General features: G+C 71.2%; 17 protein-coding genes and 2 riboswitches. Of the genes, 6 read left to right on the top strand and 11 right to left on the bottom strand.

The genetic code is table 11. The features are described 5' to 3' along the window. Positions 1 to 153 precede the first annotated feature (153 nt). Positions 154 to 741, top strand: a complete 588-nt coding sequence (locus R4Z62_RS23810) for a TIGR03086 family metal-binding protein (protein WP_381742778.1) — start codon at positions 154 to 156, stop codon at positions 739 to 741. Here R4Z62_RS23810 and R4Z62_RS23805 read toward each other — a convergent pair. After that, the gene (locus R4Z62_RS23805) at positions 728 to 1,588 is read right to left on the bottom strand and encodes a thioesterase family protein (RefSeq protein ID WP_491520847.1); all 861 of its coding nucleotides are present in this window, start codon (positions 1,586 to 1,588) and stop codon (positions 728 to 730) included. The genes R4Z62_RS23810 and R4Z62_RS23805 overlap by 14 nt on opposite strands. Positions 1,589 to 1,752: 164 nt before the next feature. Here R4Z62_RS23805 and R4Z62_RS23800 point away from each other — a divergent pair, with 164 nt between their 5' ends. Beyond that, complete coding sequence (locus R4Z62_RS23800; protein WP_491520846.1) at positions 1,753 to 3,000, top strand: alpha/beta hydrolase; 1,248 nt, start codon at positions 1,753 to 1,755, stop codon at positions 2,998 to 3,000. Here the strand turns inward: R4Z62_RS23800 and R4Z62_RS23795 are convergent. The 10 genes from R4Z62_RS23795 to R4Z62_RS23750 form a co-directional block, all read right to left on the bottom strand. Beyond that, positions 2,909 to 3,565 (bottom strand): trimeric intracellular cation channel family protein, encoded by a 657-nt coding sequence (locus R4Z62_RS23795; protein ID WP_064535372.1) that lies wholly within the window; start codon positions 3,563 to 3,565, stop codon positions 2,909 to 2,911. The genes R4Z62_RS23800 and R4Z62_RS23795 overlap by 92 nt on opposite strands. 49 nt (positions 3,566 to 3,614) lie before the next feature. After that, a complete protein-coding gene (locus tag R4Z62_RS23790) occupies positions 3,615 to 5,006 on the bottom strand; it encodes a M1 family metallopeptidase (RefSeq protein WP_064535371.1) in 1,392 nt (463 codons plus the stop codon). A 107-nt stretch (positions 5,007 to 5,113) separates the two neighbouring features. Further along, on the bottom strand, positions 5,114 to 6,523 hold the full coding sequence (locus R4Z62_RS23785) for an ABC transporter ATP-binding protein (protein WP_491520845.1): 1,410 nt from the start codon (positions 6,521 to 6,523) through the stop codon (positions 5,114 to 5,116). After that, entirely contained in the window at positions 6,520 to 7,617 is a 1,098-nt protein-coding gene (locus R4Z62_RS23780; protein WP_064535369.1) for an ABC transporter ATP-binding protein, read from the bottom strand. Before R4Z62_RS23780 ends, R4Z62_RS23785 begins: the two co-directional genes overlap by 4 nt. Further along, positions 7,614 to 8,612 (bottom strand): ABC transporter permease, encoded by a 999-nt coding sequence (locus tag R4Z62_RS23775; protein WP_064535368.1) that lies wholly within the window; start codon positions 8,610 to 8,612, stop codon positions 7,614 to 7,616. The genes R4Z62_RS23780 and R4Z62_RS23775 overlap by 4 nt, the downstream gene beginning before the upstream one ends. A 107-nt stretch (positions 8,613 to 8,719) precedes the next feature. Beyond that, positions 8,720 to 10,507 carry an ABC transporter substrate-binding protein gene (locus tag R4Z62_RS23770; protein ID WP_382847328.1) on the bottom strand — a complete coding sequence of 596 codons (1,788 nt, stop codon included), beginning with the start codon at positions 10,505 to 10,507 and terminating at the stop codon, positions 8,720 to 8,722. A 68-nt stretch (positions 10,508 to 10,575) separates the two neighbouring features. Next, complete coding sequence (locus tag R4Z62_RS23765) at positions 10,576 to 11,583, bottom strand: ABC transporter permease (RefSeq protein WP_064535366.1); 1,008 nt, start codon at positions 11,581 to 11,583, stop codon at positions 10,576 to 10,578. Positions 11,584 to 11,997: 414 nt separating this feature from the next. Further along, the gene (locus tag R4Z62_RS23760) at positions 11,998 to 12,789 is read right to left on the bottom strand and encodes an enhanced serine sensitivity protein SseB C-terminal domain-containing protein (RefSeq protein WP_491521920.1); all 792 of its coding nucleotides are present in this window, start codon (positions 12,787 to 12,789) and stop codon (positions 11,998 to 12,000) included. A gap of 227 nt (positions 12,790 to 13,016) precedes the next feature. Then, positions 13,017 to 13,820, bottom strand: a complete 804-nt coding sequence (locus R4Z62_RS23755; protein ID WP_382847326.1) for an enhanced serine sensitivity protein SseB — start codon at positions 13,818 to 13,820, stop codon at positions 13,017 to 13,019. Positions 13,821 to 13,861: 41 nt separating this feature from the next. Continuing rightward, positions 13,862 to 14,560, bottom strand: coding sequence for an AAA family ATPase (locus R4Z62_RS23750; protein WP_385499467.1), 699 nt, complete (start codon positions 14,558 to 14,560; stop codon positions 13,862 to 13,864). Between the two features lie 170 nt (positions 14,561 to 14,730). Beyond that, positions 14,731 to 14,831: riboswitch (glycine riboswitch) on the top strand. Then, a riboswitch (glycine riboswitch) is annotated at positions 14,832 to 14,953 on the top strand. 40 nt (positions 14,954 to 14,993) lie between these two features. Here R4Z62_RS23750 and gcvT point away from each other — a divergent pair. The 4 genes from gcvT (at position 14,994) to R4Z62_RS23730 (ending at position 19,354) form a co-directional block, all read left to right on the top strand. Then, positions 14,994 to 16,121 carry a glycine cleavage system aminomethyltransferase GcvT gene (gcvT, locus tag R4Z62_RS23745; RefSeq protein WP_355479584.1) on the top strand — a complete coding sequence of 376 codons (1,128 nt, stop codon included), beginning with the start codon at positions 14,994 to 14,996 and terminating at the stop codon, positions 16,119 to 16,121. Positions 16,122 to 16,230: 109 nt separating this feature from the next. Further along, positions 16,231 to 16,608, top strand: coding sequence for a glycine cleavage system protein GcvH (gene gcvH, locus R4Z62_RS23740; protein WP_064535362.1), 378 nt, complete (start codon positions 16,231 to 16,233; stop codon positions 16,606 to 16,608). A gap of 17 nt (positions 16,609 to 16,625) precedes the next feature. Beyond that, a complete protein-coding gene (glyA, locus tag R4Z62_RS23735; RefSeq protein WP_381742757.1) occupies positions 16,626 to 17,888 on the top strand; it encodes a serine hydroxymethyltransferase in 1,263 nt (420 codons plus the stop codon). 98 nt (positions 17,889 to 17,986) lie between these two features. Next, positions 17,987 to 19,354: an L-serine ammonia-lyase gene (locus tag R4Z62_RS23730; protein ID WP_385499473.1), complete on the top strand. Its 1,368-nt coding sequence runs from the start codon at positions 17,987 to 17,989 to the stop codon at positions 19,352 to 19,354. Positions 19,355 to 19,768: the final 414 nt, after the last annotated feature.

Here is a 19,768-nt window from a genome sequence, read left to right as displayed (position 1 = left end):
TGTGCCCGCTGCGCCCGCTGTGCCCGCTGCACCCGCTGTGCCCGCCGGGGCGGCCGTGTCCGCTCTCCGCTGAAGCCGGGAGGAAGTCCGGGGCCGGCGGCCAGGGTGGGGGCGTACCGACGAAGTGATCACACCCGCCGGAAGGAAGCGCTCATGAACACCGCCGACCCCCGTGCCGCCTACGCCCGCGCCACCGAGCAGGCCGCCGCGCTGATCAGGGCCGTACGCCCGGAGCAGCTCACGGACCCGACGCCGTGCACCGAGTTCGACGTCCGTGCGCTGCTGGGCCACATCGTGGGCGGCACCCTGCGGATCGCGGTCGCCGGGGAGGGCGGGGACGGGCTCTCCGTCGACCCCTCCGCCGTGGTCGTCGCCGACGACGACTGGTCCGGCGCCTACGAGGAGGCGCGCGGCCGGGCCGTGAAGGCGTGGGAGCCCGAGGAGCGGCTGACCGCGCCGGTGCGGGTGCCGTGGGGCGAGGTGCCGGGGCAGGCGGCGCTGGCCGGCTATCTGATGGAGCTGGTGGGGCACACCTGGGACCTCAACGAGGCCGTCGGCCGCCCCCTGGCGCTGGACCCCGCGCTCTCCGAGGCCGCGCTCGACGCCGCCCGCCGGGTGCTGCCGGAGTCCGGGCGCGGGGACGGCGTCCCGTTCGCCGACGCCCGTCCGGTGGCCGAGGGCGCCGACGTGCACGAGCGGCTCGCGGCCTGGCTGGGCCGCACCCCGGTCAGCCGAGCCTGACCCGGGCGAGCTGCCGGGACTGCGCCACCAGCCGCCCGGCCTCGTCCCAGACCTCGGCGTCCTCCTCCAGGAAGCCCCCGGCCAGGTTGCGGGTGGTGATGGACACCCGCAGCGGGCCCGGGGCCGGGCGGCAGCGGATGTGCACGGTCAGCTCGACGGTCGGGACCCAGCCCTTGAGCCCCAGCTCGAAGGCGGTGGGCGGCAGCGCGTCCACCGCGAGCAGCAGGGAGAGCGGGTCGGCGTCGCGGCCGTCGGCCAGGCCGAACCAGGCGCGCATCTCGCCCCGGCCGCTCGGCGCGCCGAGCGCCCAGCCCAGGGTGGCGGGGTCCAGCTTGAGCATCAGCCGGTCGGCGATGGCGGAGCTGCCGTCGACCGGGGCGGGCCCGTCCTCGGGGCCGAAGCACTGCGCGGCGGGCGGCAGGGCGGGCGGCTCGGCCGTGGTGCGCACGTCGTCGGGGAGCGCGTCCAGGTCGCCGTAGGAGGCCAGGACGCGGATGCGCTCCACCTCGGTGCCGTCCTCCTCCTGCTGGAAGAGCGAGGCCTGGCCGGTGGAGAGGGTGCGGCCGGTGCGGGCCACCTCGGTGCGCACCACGGCGGGGCCGGGCCGGGAGGCCGTCAGGTAGTGCGCGGAGACGGTGAAGGGGTCGCTGTGCGGCAGGGCGTCCGCGAGCGCGCGGCCGAGGACGGCCAGCAGATAGCCGCCGTTGACGGCGTTGATGATCGTCCAGCCGGCGGAGAGGTCGATGTCGTAGACGCCGGGGGCGCGCCGGACGACGGCGGTGTCCCGGTCGAACTCGCTGTCGCCGATCGTGGCCCGCACGGCCGGGGCGGAGGCTGCATCTGGCATACCGGAACGGTACAACAGCAAACTACTAAGCGGTAGCTTTCAGTCTGACGGCCGGATGACAGCTGTGTGACGGATGGTGTCCGCTGCGTGAGTGTCGGCAATTTCTCGGTAAGTGTCCGCACTCGTCCGTAAACCCGGGGCCCCGGTTTTCCCTCTACGGGGACATGAGCCTCACCGGGACTCCGTTCCTGTACACCACCGTCGCCCTCGCCGTGATCGCCCTGGTCCTGCCGTTCGTCCTGTGGACCCGCACCCGGGGCCCCAAGGTGCTGCGCGCCACCCTGCGGGGGCTGATGCTGCTGTTCGCCCAGGCGACCGCCGTCACGCTGGTCTTCGTCCTGGTGAACAACAGCAACAACCTCTACGACAACTGGGGTGACCTGCTCGGCACCGGCAACCATGTGCAGCAGGCCGCCGACCTCGGCGCGGACGGCACCGGCGGGGTCGCCTACCGCAAGCTGCCCAAGGTCCGCCAGACGTTCTCCCCGGCCGACGGGCCGTCCATGGACGCGGCCGGCGGGGTCCGGGTCACCCAGCTCAAGGGCCGGGTCTCCGGGGTGGACGCCGAGGTCTACGTCTGGCTGCCGCCGCAGTACGACGACCCGGCGTACCGGGACAAGAAGTTCCCGGTGGTGGAACTGCTGTCCGGCTACCCCGGCTCGGCCAAGGCGTGGTTCGGCTCACTGCACGTGCACGAGCAGCTCGAACCGCTGATGCGCTCCGGCCAGGTCGCCCCGTTCATCCTGGTCTCCCCGCGCACCAACGTGATAGCCAAGGCGGACACCGGCTGCGCCAACATCCCGGGCACCGTGAACGCCGACACCTGGCTGAGCATCGACGTACCGAAGATGATCACGGACAACTTCCGGGCCCAGGGCGCGCCCGACGGCTGGTCCGCCGCGGGCTACTCGGCCGGCGCGCACTGCGCGGCCAAGCTCGCCGTCGCCCACCCCGACCGCTACCGGGCCGCGATCAGCCTGTCCGGCTACAACGACCCGATCGGCGAGAAGCACTCGCTGGCCGCCACGACCCCCGCCCTGCGCCGGGCCAACAACCCCTACCTGCTGCTGAAGGAGGCCCGCACCCCGCCGCGCGTCTCGCTGTACGTCTCCGGCGAGTCCGGCGACGGCTACGAGGCCGGCACCGCCCTGGCCCAGGTGGCGAAGGCCCCCACCAAGGTGCGCGTGGTCTTCCTGCCGCGCAGCGCGGGCGGGCACAGCATGGCGCTGTGGCGGCCCCAGGTGCCCACCGCGTTCCGCTGGCTGACCGCTGAGCTGCGCCACGAGGCGCCCGGCGGCCACGGGTCCGCCGGCGCCCCGGCTACTCCTCCCGGACGGTCGAACGCCGGTTCCACGCCCGCGGAGCTCGCCAGTGGTACTTCATCGCGAGCAGGCGGAGCGCGAAAGCCGTGACCACCGCGAGCCCGCTGGTGAACGGGTTCAGCGCGTCGTAGTGGATGCACAGCACCACCATGGTGGAGCCGACGATCGCCGGGACCGCGTACAGGTCGCGGTCCCAGCGCAGCAGTGAGGGCACCTCGTTGGCGAGCACGTCACGCAGCACACCGCCGCCCACGGCGGTGGCCAGGCCCAGGGTGGCCGACGAGGTGAGGCCGAGCCCGTAGTCGTACGCCTTGACCGTGCCCGAGACACAGAACAGGCCGAGGCCGGCCGCGTCGAAGACGTACACCGCCCGCTGGATGCGCTCCACGTGCGGATGCAGGAAGAAGACCACGAGCGTGGCGAGCAGCGGCGTCAGGAAGTAGCCGAGGTCGGTGAAGGCGGCCGGGGGCACGGCCCCGATGACGATGTCGCGGAACAGCCCTCCGCCCAGCGCGGTGACCTCGGCGAGCACGGCGATGCCGAAGACGTCGAAGTTCTTGCGGACGGCCAGCAGCGCGCCGGAGATGGCGAACACGAAGATGCCGATGACGTCCACCGTGTGCTGGACGGAGGGGCTGAACAGTTGCTGAAGCACCCCACATTCTTACTCGGGGCGCGGCCGGGTCCGGACCGGACGCGGGGCCCTACAGGGCGGGCTTGCCCGGGGTGGAGAGCCAGGCGCGGAAGAAGTCGCCGAGCCGCTGCCCCGAGACCTTCTCCGCGAGCCGCACGAAGTCGGCGGTCTCGGCGTTGCCGTAGCGGTGCTGGGACGTCCAGGCGGGCAGCAGCCGGAAGAACGCCTTGTCACCGATGCGTTCGCGCAGCGCCTGGAGGGTCATGGCGCCCCGGTCGTAGACCGCGCCGTCGAACATGGTGTCGCGCTGCGGGTCGGCGATCCTCAGCTGCCAGAAGGAGTCGTCGGCCGGGATGGCGTCGTACTCGGCGCGGAAGGAGTCGTGTGCCGAGCGGGTGCCCTTGTGCTCGCTCCACAGCCACTGCGCGTAGCTGGCGAAGCCCTCGTTGAGCCAGATGTCCTTCCAGTGCTTCACCGACACCGAGTCACCGAACCACTGGTGGGCCAGCTCGTGCACGATCGTCGTCTCGTTGCGCACGGCCGAGTAGGCGGGCTTGCTCTGCACCTCCAGCGAGAACCCGGCCTGCGGCATGTCGTCGACGATCGCGCCGGTCTCCTCGAAGGGGTACGGCCCGAAGACCCGCGACCAGTAGTCGGTGGCGGCGGCGGTCACCGCGTACACGTCGACCTTGTTGCTGTCCTTCAGCTTCGGGTCGATGGCCACGTACATCGGGATGCCGCCGGGCGTCCGGCCGGTGCGCACGTCGAACTTCCCGATGGTGGCGGTCGCCAGATAGCTCGCCATCGGCCGGCTCTCGCGCCAGTGCGTGTACGTCGAGCCGCCCCTGTCGTACGTGGAGACGAGGCGGCCGTTGGACACCCCGGTCAGGCCCTTGGGCGCCTTGATCCGGATGTCGTAGGTGGCCTTGTCCGAAGGGTGGTCGCTGGAAGGGAACCAGGTGGAGGCGGCGTTGGGCTCGCACGCCACGAAGACGCCGTCGGCGGTCTTCATCCAGCCGTACTGGGAGCCGAACACGATGGGGCCGCTGAGCGGCTCGGGTATGCCGCCGTAGGTGACGGACACCGTGAAGGTGCGGTTCTGGCGCAGCACACCGCGCGGGGTGACGCGCAGTTCGTCGCCGTCCCGGCTGAACCGGGCGGCTCTGCCGTTCACCTCGACCCGGGTGACCTCCAGTTTCTGCAGGTCCAGGTCGAAGGAGGACAGGTTCTCGGTGGCGCGCGCGGTGAGCGTGGTGCGGCCGTCGAGGCGGTCGGTGTCCGGGTTGTACGCGATGTCGAGGTCGTAGTGGCGGGCGTCGAAGCCGCCGTTGCCCAGCCGGGGGAAGTAGGGGTCGCCGATGCCGGGGGCGCCGTGGGTGGGGGCGGAGGATGCGGCGACGGCGAGGAAGGAGGCCGCCGCGGTCGCGACGGCCCCCAGCCGTGCCGAACGGGAGAGTGCCATGAATCGTCCCTTCGCGCGTGGACCGGTTGATCACACGGACTGGGACGACTCTGCGCTCTCCCGTTCGGTCATGAGCATGACTTTGCCAAGTCGTCACGCCTCGGGCGTCACGCCTCGGGCGTCACGCCTCCCTCACCGGCCGGCTTGCGGCCCTCGGCACCGGTGTCCTGCGAGGCAGCGGGCTCGTCGGAGGCGACGGAGGCGGCAGCCTCCGGCGTCTCGGCGGACTCGGCGGCTTCCGCCGTCTTGGCGGACTTCGCGGGCTCGGCCGCTTCATCCGCCTCGGCGGGTCCGGCGGACTCGGCGGGTGCGGTCGGCTTCGCGGGCTCGGTCGGCTTCGTGGGCTCCGCGACCTCCGCCGCCACCGCCGCCGAGGTCTCGGCGGACTTGGCCAGCGCCTCCTCGGACACCAGCTCGGCCGCCTCCTTCGCGGCCGACAGCAGCACGGTGTCCTGCGGTGCCTGGTCCTCGAAGTTCTCCGGGTGGTGGCAGGCCACCCGCTGACCGGGCTTCAGCTCCACCAGCGCGGGCTCGGTGGTCCGGCAGATCTCCGTCGCCTTCCAGCAGCGGGTGTGGAACCGGCAGCCGCTCGGCGGGGAGATCGGCGAGGGCACGTCGCCCTGGAGCAGGATGCGCTCGCTCTTGGCGTTCTTGCGGCGCGGGTCCGGGATCGGCACCGCCGACATCAGCGCCTTGGTGTACGGGTGCATCGGCGCCCGGTACAGCGAGTCCCGGTCGGCCAGCTCGACGACCTTGCCCAGGTACATCACCGCGATCCGGTCCGACACGTGGCGGACCACCGACAGGTCGTGCGCGATGATCACGTACGTCAGGCCCAGCTCCTGCTGGAGGTCGTCCAGCAGGTTGACGACCTGCGCCTGGATCGACACGTCCAGCGCGGAGACCGGCTCGTCGGCCACCACCAGCTTCGGCTTGAGCGCGAGCGCGCGGGCGATGCCGATGCGCTGGCGCTGGCCGCCGGAGAACTCGTGCGGGTAGCGGTTGTAGTGCTCGGGGCTGAGCCCGACCACCGACAGCAGCCGCTGCACCTCCTTCTTGACGCCGCCCTCGGGCTCGACGCCCTGGAGCCGGAAGGGGGCGCCGACGATGCTGCCGATGGTGTGCCGGGGGTTCAGCGACGAGTACGGGTCCTGGAAGATCATCTGCACATCGCGGCGCAGCGGGCGCATCCCGCCGACCCCGAGGTGGGTGATGTCCTTGCCCTCGAACTCGACGCGGCCCGCGGTGGGTTCGAGCAGCCGCGTGATCAGCCGGCCCATCGTCGACTTGCCGCAGCCGGACTCGCCCACGACGCCGAGGGTCTCGCCGGAGCGCACCTCGAAGTCGATGCCGTCCACGGCGCGCACCGCCCCGACCTCGCGCTGGAGCAGGCCCTTCCTGATGGGGAAGTGCTTCTGCAGCCCGCTCACCCGCAGCAGGACCTCACCGGGGGCGGTCTTCTCGGTGGCCACCGCGGTGCCCTTGGCGTTCTTGGCGTTCTCGGCGTTCTCGCTCACAGCTTCGGCGCAATCTCTTCGGTCCAGATCCGCTGCCGCTGCTCCTGCGACATGTGGCAGGCGGCCCAGTGCTTGCCGCCGACCTCGGTCAGCTCGGGGCGCACCGTGCGGGTCACATTGTCCTTGGGGACGTCGGCGTACGGGCAGCGCGGGTTGAAGGCACAGCCGGAGGGGACGTTGATCAGGGAGGGCGGGGACCCCTTGACGGGGATGAGCCGTTCCTGCTGCTCGCGGTCCAGACGCGGCATCGAGCCGAGCAGTCCCCAGGTGTAGGGGTGGCGGGGCTCGTAGAAGACCTCCTCGGCCGGGCCGCGCTCCACGCACCGGCCGCCGTACATCACCAGGATGTCGTCGGCGAGTTCGGCGACGACGCCCAGGTCGTGGGTGATGACGATGACCGCGGAGCCGAACTCCTTCTGCAGGTCCCGGATGAGGTCGAGGATCTGCGCCTGCACGGTGACGTCCAGGGCGGTGGTCGGCTCGTCCGCGATGAGCAGCTCGGGGTTGTTCACCAGCGACATCGCGATCATCGCGCGCTGGCGCATCCCGCCGGAGAACTCGTGCGGGTAGCTGTCCACCCGCTTGTCCGGCTGCGGGATGCCCACCCGGTCGAGCATCTCGACCGCTCGCCTGCGGGCGGTCTTCTTGTCGACGTCGTGGTGGATGCGGTACGCCTCCACGATCTGCTGGCCGATCGTGAAGTACGGGTGCAGCGCGGACAGCGGGTCCTGGAAGATCATCGCCATCTCGCGGCCGCGCAGCTTGCGCACGTGGTCGGGGTCGGCGGAGAGCAGTTCCGTGCCGTCCAGCCAGATCTCGCCCGAGATCCGCGCCTTGCGCTTGCCGTACTGGCCGGCGGTGTGCAGGCCCATGATGCCCAGCGAGGTCACCGACTTGCCGGAGCCGGACTCGCCCACGATGCCGAGGGTCTTGCCCTTCTCCAGCTGGAAGCTGAGCCCGTCGACGGACTTGACCAGGCCGTCGTCGGTGGGGAAGTGCACCTTGAGGTCGCGCACCTCGAGGAAGGCGGTCGGGGCGGCCGAGGCCGCGGTGGGCTCGCCCACCGCCGCGCCGGTCTTGCTGAGTTCGGTCATGCCAGCCTCACTCGGGGGTCGATCACGGCGTACAGGACGTCCACCACGAGGTTGGCTACGAGCACCGCGAGGGAGGTGATCAGGGTGACGCCCAGGATGATGGGCAGGTCCTGGTTCTTGATGCCGTTGAGCACCGCCTGGCCGAGGCCGGGCAGGCTGAACGTGGTCTCGGTCAGGATCGCGCCGCCGATCAGGGCGCCGAGGTCCATGCCGAGCATGGTCAGGATCGGGGTCAGCGTCGAGCGCATGGCGTGCTTGCCGATGACGGTCTGCTCGCGCAGGCCCTTGGCGCGGGCGGTGCGGATGTAGTCCTCGCCGAGGATCTCCAGCATCGTGGCCCGGGTGATGCGCGCGTACATGGCCGCGTAGAGGAAGGCCAGGGTGATCCAGGGCAGGATCATGCCGCCGAGCCAGCCGGTGAAGCTGTCGCCGATGGGCACGTACTGGCCGTCGATCCAGCCGAGGCCGTAGCTGAAGACGGCCAGGGAGAGCAGACCGGTGAAGTAGATCGGCAGCGAGACGCCGCTCAGGGCGACCACCATCGCGCCGCGGTCCCAGATGCTGCCCCGCTTGAGGGCGGAGAGCACACCGGCGGCGACACCGAAGACCAGCCACAGCACCGCGGCGCCGAGCGCGAGCCCCAGGGTCACCGGGAAGCGGTCGGTGAGCACCGGCCAGATGGCCTGCTCGCTCTTGAAGGAGTAGCCGAAGCACGGGGCGGCGCAGTGGGTGACGTCGCCGCCGCCCACATAGGTGCGGCCCGCGAAGATCCCCTGGAAGAAGTGCCAGACCTGGGTGTAGACCGGGGCACCCAGGTCGAGCTTCTGCCGGACACCCTCGACGGCGGCCGGGTCGGCCTGTTTGCCCACGAAGCTCAGGGCGATGTCGACGCCCGCCCACTTGGGGACGAGGAAGAAGATGCTGAAGACCACCACGATGATGACCACCAGCATCACTGCGGCGGCGAACAGCCGCCTGATGAGGTAAGCGAGCACAGCTTACGGCCCGCCGCGGACCGCGGGCCCGGAGGTCTTCCGGAGCCCGCGGTCACGCCGCGCCGGCCTTCACCTGCCTTTCGTGCGGTACGGCGGGTGTGCCGGGTCTACTTCGAGGAGGACAGGCCGAGGTTGACGAAGTCGTAGTACCCGCTGTACGCGTTCGTCGTGTACACGTTCGCCAGTCGCGAGGAGCGCCAGTTCAGGAGCTTCTCGAAGACGAAGGGCAGGTAGTAGCCGCCCTCCATGACCTTGTGGTTGATCTGGGTGGCGGTCTCCGCCTTCTTCGCCTCGTCCAGCGTGGTGCCGTACTGGTCGAAGAGGCCGTCGATCGTCTTGTCCTTGATCAGGGCGTAGTTGTTGTTGCCGCTCTGGAGGATGTAGCGGCTGTCCCACAGCGGCACGCCGTAGCCCTGGACCGTCGGGAAGTCCGGGCCCCAGCCCATGATGATGATGCCGAAGCCCTTCTTCTCCACGTTGGAGGGGCTGCCGATGATGCCGGCGGTCTGCGAGCCGTCGTACTGGTAGATCTCGGCGTTGATGCCGACCTTCTTCAGCGACGCCTGGAGCGACTGGGCGGTGGCCACCTCGACCGGCTTGTTGTTGCGGACCGCGATGGTGGTCTTGAAGCCGTTCGGCTGGTTGCAGGCCTTCAGCTCTTCCTTGGCCTTGGCGATGTTGCCGTTCTTGCCGGCCCCGGCCAGCTCGTACGGGTCGTACTTCTGGCCCTCGCCACCGGCGACGGACGGCGGGAGCATGTTGGTGCCGATGTCACCGCCGGCCACCGGGCCGCCGCGGGCGGTCTGGAGCGAGACGTGGTCGGCGCCGTAGATCACGGCCTTGCGGCAGTGCTCGTTGTCGAACGGCTTGACGCTCTGTGGGAAGACCGCGTAGCGGATGAAGCCGGAGACCGGGTTGTCCAGGTTGCCCTTGTGCTGCTTCAGGGCGATCTGGCGGCCCTGCGGCGACAGACCCGTCTGGCTCAGGTCCAGGTCGTAGTCGCCGTTGATCAGGCGCTGGTCCAGGTCGTTGGCGTTGGTGAAGAGCTTGATCGACACCTTGTCCGGGTACGCCTTGCGGACCGGGTCCGAGGACGCCTTCCAGTTGGTGTTGCGCACCAGCACGAGGCTCTTGCCCGGGTCGTAGGACTCGAACTTGTACGGGCCGGAGGAGAACGGGTGCAGGCCGTACTTCGACTTGGTGTCCTTGTCCTGGCGGACCGGGGAGGCCGAGGTCAGCGCCAGCATCTGGACGAAGTCGGAGTTCGCCGTGGGCAGGTGGAAGACGATCGTCTTGTCGTCCGGCGTGTCGATCGCCTTCAGGCCCAGGTGGTCGGCGGCCTTGTCCTTGTACGGGCCCGGGTAGGTCTTCTTCGGGTCCAGCGCCTGCTGGAGGTAGATCGGACCGCCGGACAGGACGTCCTGCGCCCAGACGCGCTCGATGCCGTACTTGATGTCCTTGGAGGTGATCGGCTTGCCGTCCTCCCAGGTGGACCCGTCGCGCAGCGTGAACGTGTAGGTCTTGCCGCCGTCGGTGACCTTGCCGGTGTCCGTGGCGAGGTCCGGGGTGAGCTTGGCGCCGTCGGCGCCCGGGGCGGTCGAGTAGGTCAGCAGCTGGCGGCTGTAGTAGCGCGAGAAGTCCCACATGAAGCCGTAGTAACCGCGTGTGGTGTCCCACGAGTCGGCGTCCTGGGTGCCGGCGAACTTCAGCTCGCCGCCCTTCTTGACCTTCGACGCGTTGACGACCTTGTTGTTCGCCGCGTCAAAGCCGGCGGCGCCGCTCTTCGAGCCGCCGTCGTCGCCGCCGCCGCACGCCGCCGTGGTCAGCAGTCCTGCGACCACGGCCGCAGCGGCCAGTGCCTTCTTGCGCCGCCCTGAGGTGCGTTGGGTAGTCACGATCTCGGTTCCTCCGGAATTGATGAGAGACCCCGTGCATGCGCCACGGGTCGCTTGGATACGGCGGTTCAGCGGGAGCCCTTGGGATCCAGCGCGTCCCGCACGCCGTCGCCGAAGAGGTTGAAGGCGAGGACGGTGATGAAGATCGCCACGCCGGGGATCACCATGTACATGGGGTCCGAGTCGTAGTAGTCGATCGCGCTCGACAGCATCTGTCCCCAGGAGGCCGTCGGAGGCTTGACGCCCACGCCCAGGAAGCTGAGGGCCGCCTCGGTGAGGATGTTCGTCGGGATCATCATCGTCGTGTACACGATGATGGGGGCGACGAGGTTGGGCAGCAGCTCCTTGAACAGGATGTAGAACCGTCCGGCACCCAGCGAGCGCGCCGCCTCGACGTACTCGCGCTCCCGGAGCGAGAGTGTCTGGCCGCGCACCACCCGGCCGATGTAGGGCCAGCCGAAGAAGCCGATGACCAGCACCATCACGAACACGCGCACACTCGAACCGGTCAGCCCCAGCATGTCGTTCGGCATGACCGAGACCAGCGCGATGATGAAGAGCAGCTGCGGGAAGGCCAGCAGGCCGTCCATGACCCGGCTGACGACCGCGTCCACCCAGCCGCCGAAGAAGCCGGCCAGGATGCCGAGGACCGTGCCGAGCACGACGGCGACCAGCGCCGACAGGAAGCCGACCAGGAGCGAGATCTGCGCGCCGTAGAGGATGCGGGCGAAGATGTCGCGGCCGTTGACCGGCTCGACACCCAGCAGATGGTCGCCGCTGATGCCGCCGAGGGAGCCCGTGGGCGTGCCGAACAGCGGGTCGATCAGGTCCTCGTGGTAGAGGTCCGGGTCCTGTCCGATCAGCTTGGCGAGCGCGGGTGCGAGCACCGCGACCACGATGAGCAGGAGCACGACGACGCCGCCCGTCAGGGCGAGCTTGTCCCGCTTCAGGCGCTCCCAGGCGATCCGCCCCAGGGACCGGCCCTGGACGGCCTTGGCGCCCGGGGCGGCCACCGCCGCCTCGTCGGCCGCGCTCGGGGCCGCTTCGGCGGTCGGCTCGTGCAATGGTGCCGTCATTAGGCAGGGACCCCTCTCAACCGGCGGTAGCCGGCCCGCACTTGCCGCTGTGGCGGCATCGTCAGTCCGTCGTACACAGAGGCGAACGCCCCTTGTTGCGGGAGTCTTCAACGGGCGGGCGATCTGTTGCCAGACTTGACGGTGAAAGGATGCGCAAACGTGATGCGGGTAGAGGGGTTCCGTTATCCGGACGTTGGGTAACGGGGGGCGGACGCGGGCCAGTTGGGGTTTTCCTCCGCAGAACCGGACCTTCCGACCTCATCTACGCGCGAAGAGGATCACAGGGCGTGCCGGCCGACCGGGGCGGTACGCGTGGTTCCGGTTGTGGTGTCCGGTTCCGGTTCCGGTCGCGGCGGCCGGGCCCGGCGGGCCGCCGGTGACGGTCCCAGCCGCGGTTCCGGCCGCCGTTCCGGATCAGTGTCCGCCGGCCGGCGGGTAACCGTAGCCGCCGGCGGCGGCCTGCCCGGCGCCGCCGTGCGCCTCGCGGTCGTAGAAGGGCCGCGCGTTGGCGCGCAGCCACATCACCACCGGGTCGTACTCGTCGGACATCACCACGGTCGAGACCGGCAGCCCGTCCGGGACGGCCGCCATGGACTGCTGCATCATCGAGCGCACCGAGTCGACGGCGGCCGGCGAGGTGTCGTAGACGTCCAGGCCGATGGCCAGATACGGGGACCCGACGGCGGGCTGCACCCAGGTGCGGCGCAGCGAGCGCAGCGCGGGCGTGTGGTGGGCGGCCTGGGTGAGCAGCGCGTAGAACTGCGGGATCTCCAGGGCCGGTTCGGACAGTCTGAGCGGTCCGGCGGGCTGGCGGTCCAGGCCGGAGGCGATCCGGCGCAGATCCAGCCAGGGGATGCCGACGCCGCCGCCCGGGGCGTGCGGATTGAGCCAGAGGCCGAAGTGGTCGGGGTAGAGGGTGCGGGCGACGTCCAGCCCGTCCACCACCTCGTAGGAGCGCATCCAGCCGCTGGCCGACAGCTCCTGGGCGGAGGTGACGCAGGGCGCGTAGCCGTGGCCGCCGACCTCCATGTGGCCGTACTGGGCGTCGGGGGCGCCGGCCTGGCCGTGCCAGAGCAGCATCCAGACCTGGCCGGTGGACGGGGTCGCGAGGGTGCGCAGCAGCGCTTCGTAGGCGTCGTACCGCCCGGGTGTCACCTGGCGGAGCATCTGCTCGACATGCCCGGCCGCGGTGTCGCTGGCGCTCACCATTTACCGCCCCTCCGTGTTGCCCTCGACCGGGCTGTGCGTCCAGCTTAAAGCCGCCCGCCGGCCCGGTCCGTGCCGCGGTCACGCGCGCGGGCGGCGCCGGTCCGTGCCGCCGGCGTCCGCGCGCCCCCCTGCCGCCTCGGCGCCCGTGCCCGCAGACCTCGGTGTCCGGGCCCGCAGACCTCAGTGCCCGTGCCCGTAGACCTCAGTGTCCGTGCCCGCAGACCTCAGTGCCCGTGCCCGTAGAAGGGCCTGACCTTCTCCCGCAGCCATACGGCCACCGGGTCGTCCGTGACGTCCAGGAGGATCAGGTTGACCGGCCAGGCCGGGGGCGCCGCCGCCAGGGCGCGGCCCAGGGCGTCGAGCGGGCGGGCCCGCGCCTCGTCGTCCGCCGAGGCCAGCTCGACGCCGACGAACAGGACCGGGTCGGCGGTCTCGACGGCGGCCAGGCAGCGGCGGGCGGTGCGCACCACGCCGGTGGCGTCGAACTCGGCGGAGGCGGCGGACAGGAAGTCCACCGGGTCGTCCTGCCAGTCGGGTTCGTAGAGCCGGACCCGGCCGCCGGCGGCGGGGCCGTCCAGCGCGGTGCGGCCGGCCCGGCACAGTTCGGCCACGGCGGGCGGCGGCAGCGGCATTCCGGCCACGCCGTCCGGGTTGAGCGCGATGCCGACCTGCGCGGGCAGCCCGCGGGCGAACTCCACGGCGGGCGCGACGGTGTACGCCATGTGCGCTCCGACGACCCGGCGGAACTGCTCCTCGGAGCTGAAGACCGGTACGTACGCCTGGCCGTCGATCTCCAGGGTGGGCAGGTCGAGCGGGCCGCTGTCCGGGCCGCCGCCGTTCGGCAGCGGCACCCAGAGGAAGCTGCGGCCGAGCACCTCGATGACGCGGCCGCCGGCCGTCGGGATGCCGAGGGCCGCGGAGAGCACCTCCTCCAGCTCGTTGCCGGGCCACCCGCCGTGCGGGTGGGGGTGCGCCTGTGCCGGGAAGTTCCCCGGAATGTCCGCGGAGAAGTCCGCCGGGAAGTCCATCTGTCTACCGCCTGCCGGAAACCACTGGTGTGACCGGAAGGTTATCGGGTGCCGGGGCCGGGCCGGCCGGTGAAGGCGATCCGGCGCAGCCCGGCCGCCGCCGCGCGGTCCAGCAGCACCGCCGAGTCGCAGCCCCCGGGCAGTTCGCCGCGCTCCACCGCGGCCAGCAGCCGGGCGACGGACCTGCGGTGGCGGCCGAAGGCGTAGCGCGAGACCCGGCGGCCGCGCTCGCGCTGGCCGGCGAGCGCCGCATCGGGGGCGACGTCCAGCAGGACCAGGTGGAGGGCGCCGCCGCGGCGGCGGGCGGCGCGGGCCAGCCAGCCGCGCACCCAGCGCTGGGTACCGCAGTCGTGGACCACGACCCCCTCGCCGCCGCGCAGGGCGCGGCGCAGCGCGGCGTAGTGGGCGAGGCGGACCAGCGGCCGGTAGAGCGCGTAGGGCAGGCGGTGCGCCAGGCGGGCGTCCCAGCGGTCGCGGGTGTCCTGCGAGTCGATCCGGGGGCCGTGCGCGGCGCGGCGCATCAGCGTGGACTTGCCGCCGCCGGGCAGTCCGGTGACCACGACCACGTCGCGCGGTCCGAAGAGCAGGGCGCGCGGGGCGCGGCCGGCACGCTCGCGCAGGTCGCGGACCAAGGGGGCCGGGGGCCCGTCGCACCGCTCGCGGGCCGGGGCCCCCGGCTGTCCCGGCAGGGCGGGGGCCCGGGTGGTCGCGTACGCCGGCGCGGTCCTGTTCACCGTCATCGTCCTCCCCGGGGCGGTGACGGTTCACCTTCCCCTTGAGTGTAAAGAGAAGGTAATGGACGGTGTCTGCCGTTTCCGTGCGCGTTCTGCCACAGCACGGTTACAGATCCGGCCTGCCGCGAGGTGTCCCGGCATGCAATGATGTGCGCGCCAACTGCATACCGGCCGTTTGAATCCGCGCGGGAGAGTCCCCGGCAGCGTGTCTGCCCGGGGCGCCGAAGGAGCAAGTCCCTCCCTTGAATCTCTCAGGCACCGTTACCGCGCGGGCGAGGCACATCTGAAAAGCGGGCCGCCCGCCCTGCCGCGGCGGCCCCACCCAAGGTGCAAGCCGTGTCCGTCCGTCCTGCGGCGGTCATGGCGAACCTCTCAGGTTCCGATGACAGATGGGGAGGACACGCCCCGTCCTCGCCCGCCATGCCTGGGAGACCGACCGATGAGCAGTTCCGTGTCCCGTCCGCTCCGTCACACCGCCCTCGACGCGGTGCACCGCTCGCTCGGTGCCACGATGACCGACTTCGCCGGCTGGGACATGCCGCTGCGCTACGGCTCCGAGCGCGACGAGCATGTCGCCGTGCGCACCCGGGCCGGTCTGTTCGACCTGTCCCACATGGGCGAGATCACCGTGACCGGCCCCCAGGCCGCCGCCCTGCTGAACTTCGCGCTGGTCGGCAACATCGCCTCGGTCGGCGTCGGACGCGCCCGCTACACCATGATCTGCCGCGCGGACGGCGGCATCCTGGACGACCTGATCGTCTACCGGCTCGCCGACACCGAGTACATGGTGGTGGCCAACGCCTCCAACGCCCAGGTGGTGCTGGACGCGCTCACCGAGCGGGCGGCGGGCTTCGAGGCCGAGGTCCGCGACGACCGGGACGCCTACGCGCTGCTCGCGATCCAGGGCCCGGAGTCCTCCGGCATCCTGAAGTCCCTCACCGACGCCGACCTGGACGGCCTGAAGTACTACGCGGGCCTGCCCGGCACGGTCGCCGACGTGCCCGCGCTGATCGCGCGCACCGGCTACACCGGCGAGGACGGCTTCGAGCTGTTCGTGAAGCCGGAGCACGCCGTGGAGCTGTGGCAGGCGCTGACCAAGGCCGGCGCGGGCGCGGGCCTGGTGGCCTGCGGTCTGTCCTGCCGCGACACGCTGCGCCTGGAGGCGGGCATGCCGCTGTACGGGCACGAGCTGACCACCGGCCTGACCCCGTTCGACGCGGGTCTGGGCCGGGTGGTGAAGTTCGAGAAGGAGGGCGACTTCGTCGGCCGCGAGGCGCTGGTGGCCGCCGCCGGGCGGGCCGAGCAGGCCCCGCCGCGCGTCCTGGTCGGCCTGGTCGCCGAGGGCCGCCGGGTGCCGCGCGCCGGGTACTCCGTGGTGTCCGGCGGCGAGGTGATCGGCGAGGTCACCTCCGGCGCCCCCTCCCCCACCCTGGGCAAGCCGATCGCCATGGCCTACGTCGACGCCGCGCACGCCGCGCCGGGCACGGCCGGGGTCGGCGTGGACATCCGGGGCACCCACGAGCCGTTCGAGGTCGTGGCGCTGCCCTTCTACAAGCGGCAGAAGTGACACCGTCGAGCCACGGCCGACGGTGATCCGGGTCACCCGGCCCGCCTCACGCATGCCCCGCGCACTCCCTCATTCACCACCACTGACCCGCGTACAGGAGAATTCAGGCATGAACAACCCCCAGCAGCTGCGCTACAGCAAGGAGCACGAGTGGCTGTCGCCCGCCGAGGACGGCGTCGCGACGGTCGGCATCACGGAGTTCGCGGCCAACGCGCTCGGCGATGTCGTCTACGCCGACCTCCCGGCGGTGGGCACCACCGTGACCGCGGGCGAGACCTGCGGCGAACTGGAGTCGACCAAGTCGGTCTCCGACCTGTACTCCCCGGTCAGCGGTGAGATCACCGAGACCAACCAGGACGTGGTGGACGACCCGTCGCTGGTGAACTCCGCCCCCTTCGAGGGCGGCTGGCTGTTCAAGGTCCGCCTCTCGGAGGAGCCGGCGGACCTGCTCTCCGCCGACGAGTACACCGCGCAGAACGCCGGCTGAGGGGCGGAGGGACACCGATGAGCGTTCTCGACACCCCCCTGCACGAGCTGGACCCGGACGTGGCCGCCGCGGTCGACGCCGAGCTGCGCCGCCAGCAGTCCACGCTGGAGATGATCGCCTCGGAGAACTTCGCTCCGGTCGCGGTCATGGAGGCGCAGGGCTCGGTCCTCACCAACAAGTACGCCGAGGGCTACCCGGGCCGCCGCTACTACGGCGGCTGCGAGCACGTCGACGTGGTCGAGCAGATCGCGATCGACCGGGTCAAGGCGCTGTTCGGCGCCGAGCACGCCAACGTGCAGCCGCACTCGGGCGCCCAGGCCAACGCGGCGGCGATGTTCGCGCTGCTCAAGCCGGGCGACACGATCATGGGTCTGAACCTCGCGCACGGCGGGCACCTGACCCACGGAATGAAGATCAACTTCTCCGGCAAGCTCTACGACGTCGTCGCCTACCACGTGGGCGAGGACGGCCAGGTCGACATGGCCGAGGTGGAGAAGCTGGCCAAGGAGTCCAAGCCGAAGCTGATCGTGGCCGGCTGGTCGGCGTACCCGCGGCAGCTGGACTTCGCCGCGTTCCGCCGGATCGCGGACGAGGTCGGCGCGTACCTGATGGTCGACATGGCGCACTTCGCCGGTCTGGTCGCGGCGGGCCTGCACCCCAACCCGGTGCCGCACGCCCATGTGGTGACCACCACCACCCACAAGACGCTGGGCGGCCCGCGCGGCGGTGTGATCCTCTCCACGGCCGAGCTCGCCAAGAAGATCAACTCCGCGGTCTTCCCCGGTCAGCAGGGCGGCCCGCTGGAGCATGTGATCGCCGCCAAGGCGGTCGCCTTCAAGGTCGCCGCGGGCGAGGACTTCAAGGAGCGCCAGCGGCGTACCCTGGAGGGCGCCCGAATCCTGGCCGAGCGCCTGGTGCAGGAGGACGCCAGGGCGGTGGGCGTGGACGTGCTGTCCGGCGGCACCGACGTGCACCTGGTCCTGGTGGACCTGCGCCACTCGGAGCTGGACGGCCAGCAGGCCGAGGACCGCCTCCACGAGGTCGGGATCACCGTCAACCGCAACGCGGTCCCGAACGACCCGCGGCCGCCGATGGTCACCTCCGGCCTCCGGATCGGCACCCCGGCCCTGGCGACCCGCGGCTTCACGGCCGAGGACTTCACCGAGGTCGCGGACGTGATCGCCGAGGCGCTGAAGCCGTCCTACGACGCCGAGGCGCTCAAGGCCCGGGTGAAGGCCCTGGCCGACAAGCACCCGCTGTACCCGGGTCTGGACAAGTAAGACACCCCGAGGGGCACCGCGCACCGGCCGGCGACCCCGGCACGGCACCGCGCGGTGTCCCGCCCCTCGCACCACCCCCCGCATTGAGGAGTCCCCCCGTGGCCATCTCGGTCTTCGACCTGTTCTCGATCGGCATCGGCCCGTCCAGCTCCCACACGGTCGGCCCGATGCGCGCGGCCCGCATGTTCGCCCGCCGGCTGCGGAGCGAGGGGGTCCTGGAGCCGGTCGCCTCGCTGCGCGCCGAGCTGTACGGCTCCCTCGGCGCCACCGGCCACGGCCACGGCACCCCCAAGGCGGTGCTCCTCGGTCTGGAGGGCGACTCGCCGCGCACGGTGGACGTGGAGAGCGCCGACGACCGGGTCGCGCGGATCAAGGAGTCCGGCCGGCTGAACGTGCTCGGCGAGCACGAGATCGCGTTCTCCTTCGACGACGACATGGTCCTGCACCGCCGCAAGGCCCTCCCCTACCACGCCAACGGCATGACCCTGTGGGCGTACGACGCCTCGGGCACCGAGCTGCTCACCAAGACGTACTACTCGGTGGGCGGCGGCTTCGTCGTGGACGAGGACGCGGTGGGCGCCGACCGCATCAAGCTGGACGACACGGTCCTGAAGTACCCCTTCCGCACGGGCGACGAGCTGCTGCGCCTGGCCCGCGAGACCGGTCTGTCGATCTCCGCGCTGATGCTGGAGAACGAGCGTGCCTGGCGCACCGAGGACGAGATCCGCGCGGGTCTGCTGGAGATATGGCGGGTGATGCAGGCGTGCGTGACGCGCGGCATGAGCCGCGAGGGCATCCTGCCCGGCGGCCTGAAGGTGCGCCGCCGCGCGGCCGTCACCGCCCGCCAGCTGCGCGCCGAGGGCGACCCGGCCGCCCGCGCCATGGAGTGGATCACCCTGTACGCGATGGCGGTGAACGAGGAGAACGCGGCCGGCGGCCGGGTGGTCACCGCCCCCACCAACGGCGCGGCCGGCATCATCCCCGCCGTCCTGCACTACTACCTGAACTTCATCCCGGGCGCCGACGAGGAGGGCGTGGTCCGCTTCCTGCTGGCGGCCGGCGCGATCGGCATGCTCTTCAAGGAGAACGCCTCCATCTCCGGCGCCGAGGTCGGCTGCCAGGGCGAGGTCGGCTCGGCCTGCTCGATGGCGGCGGGCGCGCTCGCCGAGGTGATGGGCGGCACGCCCGAGCAGGTGGAGAACGCCGCCGAGATCGGCATGGAGCACAACCTCGGCCTGACCTGCGACCCGGTCGGCGGCCTGGTCCAGATCCCGTGCATCGAGCGCAACGGCATGGCCGCCGTCAAGGCCGTCACCGCCGCCCGCATGGCCCTGCGCGGCGACGGCTCCCACAAGGTCTCCCTCGACAAGGTCATCAAGACCATGAAGGACACCGGCGCGGACATGTCGGTCAAGTACAAGGAGACGGCGCGGGGCGGGCTGGCGGTGAACATCATCGAGTGCTGAGGTATAGGCCCTGACCAGCGCGTTTCTATCTTTCAGCGCTGTCGGGGCCTTTCCTGCTTACACGGCGGAAAATCCCTGGAAACGCCCTGGGACAGACGTGAAAGTCCCTGAAAAGTCCCTGGGGTTGTCCCCGCTGAACTCTTCATCCACGCTGGGCACGGGTCGTCTCAGGGCCGCCCGGGGCGGGCCCTGAGAACCGTCTCGGCGGCGGAACGGAACCACGTACGTCCGTAGCGAGATCTGCGCATCACGAGTTGCGATCGCCCGTTCCGCTCTGGTGTTCCTCAAACTGCACCGCGTCGGCAAGAGGCGTGCGCGAGGCTCCAGCCGCGTTCGGGGCACCGGAGACCGATGCACTGGCGGCTCCCTCGTCAGACCGCCCGGTCTCAGTTCCAGTGGTGCGCAGAGCTTCGC

The organism is Streptomyces sp. PL-25, assembly GCF_058344915.1.
Note: the sequence above shows the minus strand (reverse complement) of the source record. Positions and strands in the feature narration are given on the sequence as shown.

Bases quoted from the DNA above. Each gene is read 5' to 3' on its own strand.
- gcvH (WP_064535362.1), top strand. From the start codon at position 16,231: ATGAACAACCCCCAGCAGCTGCGCTACAGCAAGGAGCACGAGTGGCTG.
- R4Z62_RS23805 (WP_491520847.1), bottom strand. From the start codon at position 1,588: ATGCCAGATGCAGCCTCCGCCCCGGCCGTGCGGGCCACGATCGGCGAC.
- R4Z62_RS23810 (WP_381742778.1), top strand. From the start codon at position 154: ATGAACACCGCCGACCCCCGTGCCGCCTACGCCCGCGCCACCGAGCAG.
- R4Z62_RS23800 (WP_491520846.1), top strand. From the start codon at position 1,753: ATGAGCCTCACCGGGACTCCGTTCCTGTACACCACCGTCGCCCTCGCC.
- R4Z62_RS23765 (WP_064535366.1), bottom strand. From the start codon at position 11,583: ATGACGGCACCATTGCACGAGCCGACCGCCGAAGCGGCCCCGAGCGCG.
- glyA (WP_381742757.1), top strand. From the start codon at position 16,626: ATGAGCGTTCTCGACACCCCCCTGCACGAGCTGGACCCGGACGTGGCC.
- R4Z62_RS23790 (WP_064535371.1), bottom strand. From the start codon at position 5,006: ATGGCACTCTCCCGTTCGGCACGGCTGGGGGCCGTCGCGACCGCGGCG.
- R4Z62_RS23780 (WP_064535369.1), bottom strand. From the start codon at position 7,617: ATGACCGAACTCAGCAAGACCGGCGCGGCGGTGGGCGAGCCCACCGCG.
- R4Z62_RS23750 (WP_385499467.1), bottom strand. From the start codon at position 14,560: ATGACGGTGAACAGGACCGCGCCGGCGTACGCGACCACCCGGGCCCCC.
- gcvT (WP_355479584.1), top strand. From the start codon at position 14,994: ATGAGCAGTTCCGTGTCCCGTCCGCTCCGTCACACCGCCCTCGACGCG.
- R4Z62_RS23755 (WP_382847326.1), bottom strand. From the start codon at position 13,820: ATGGACTTCCCGGCGGACTTCTCCGCGGACATTCCGGGGAACTTCCCG.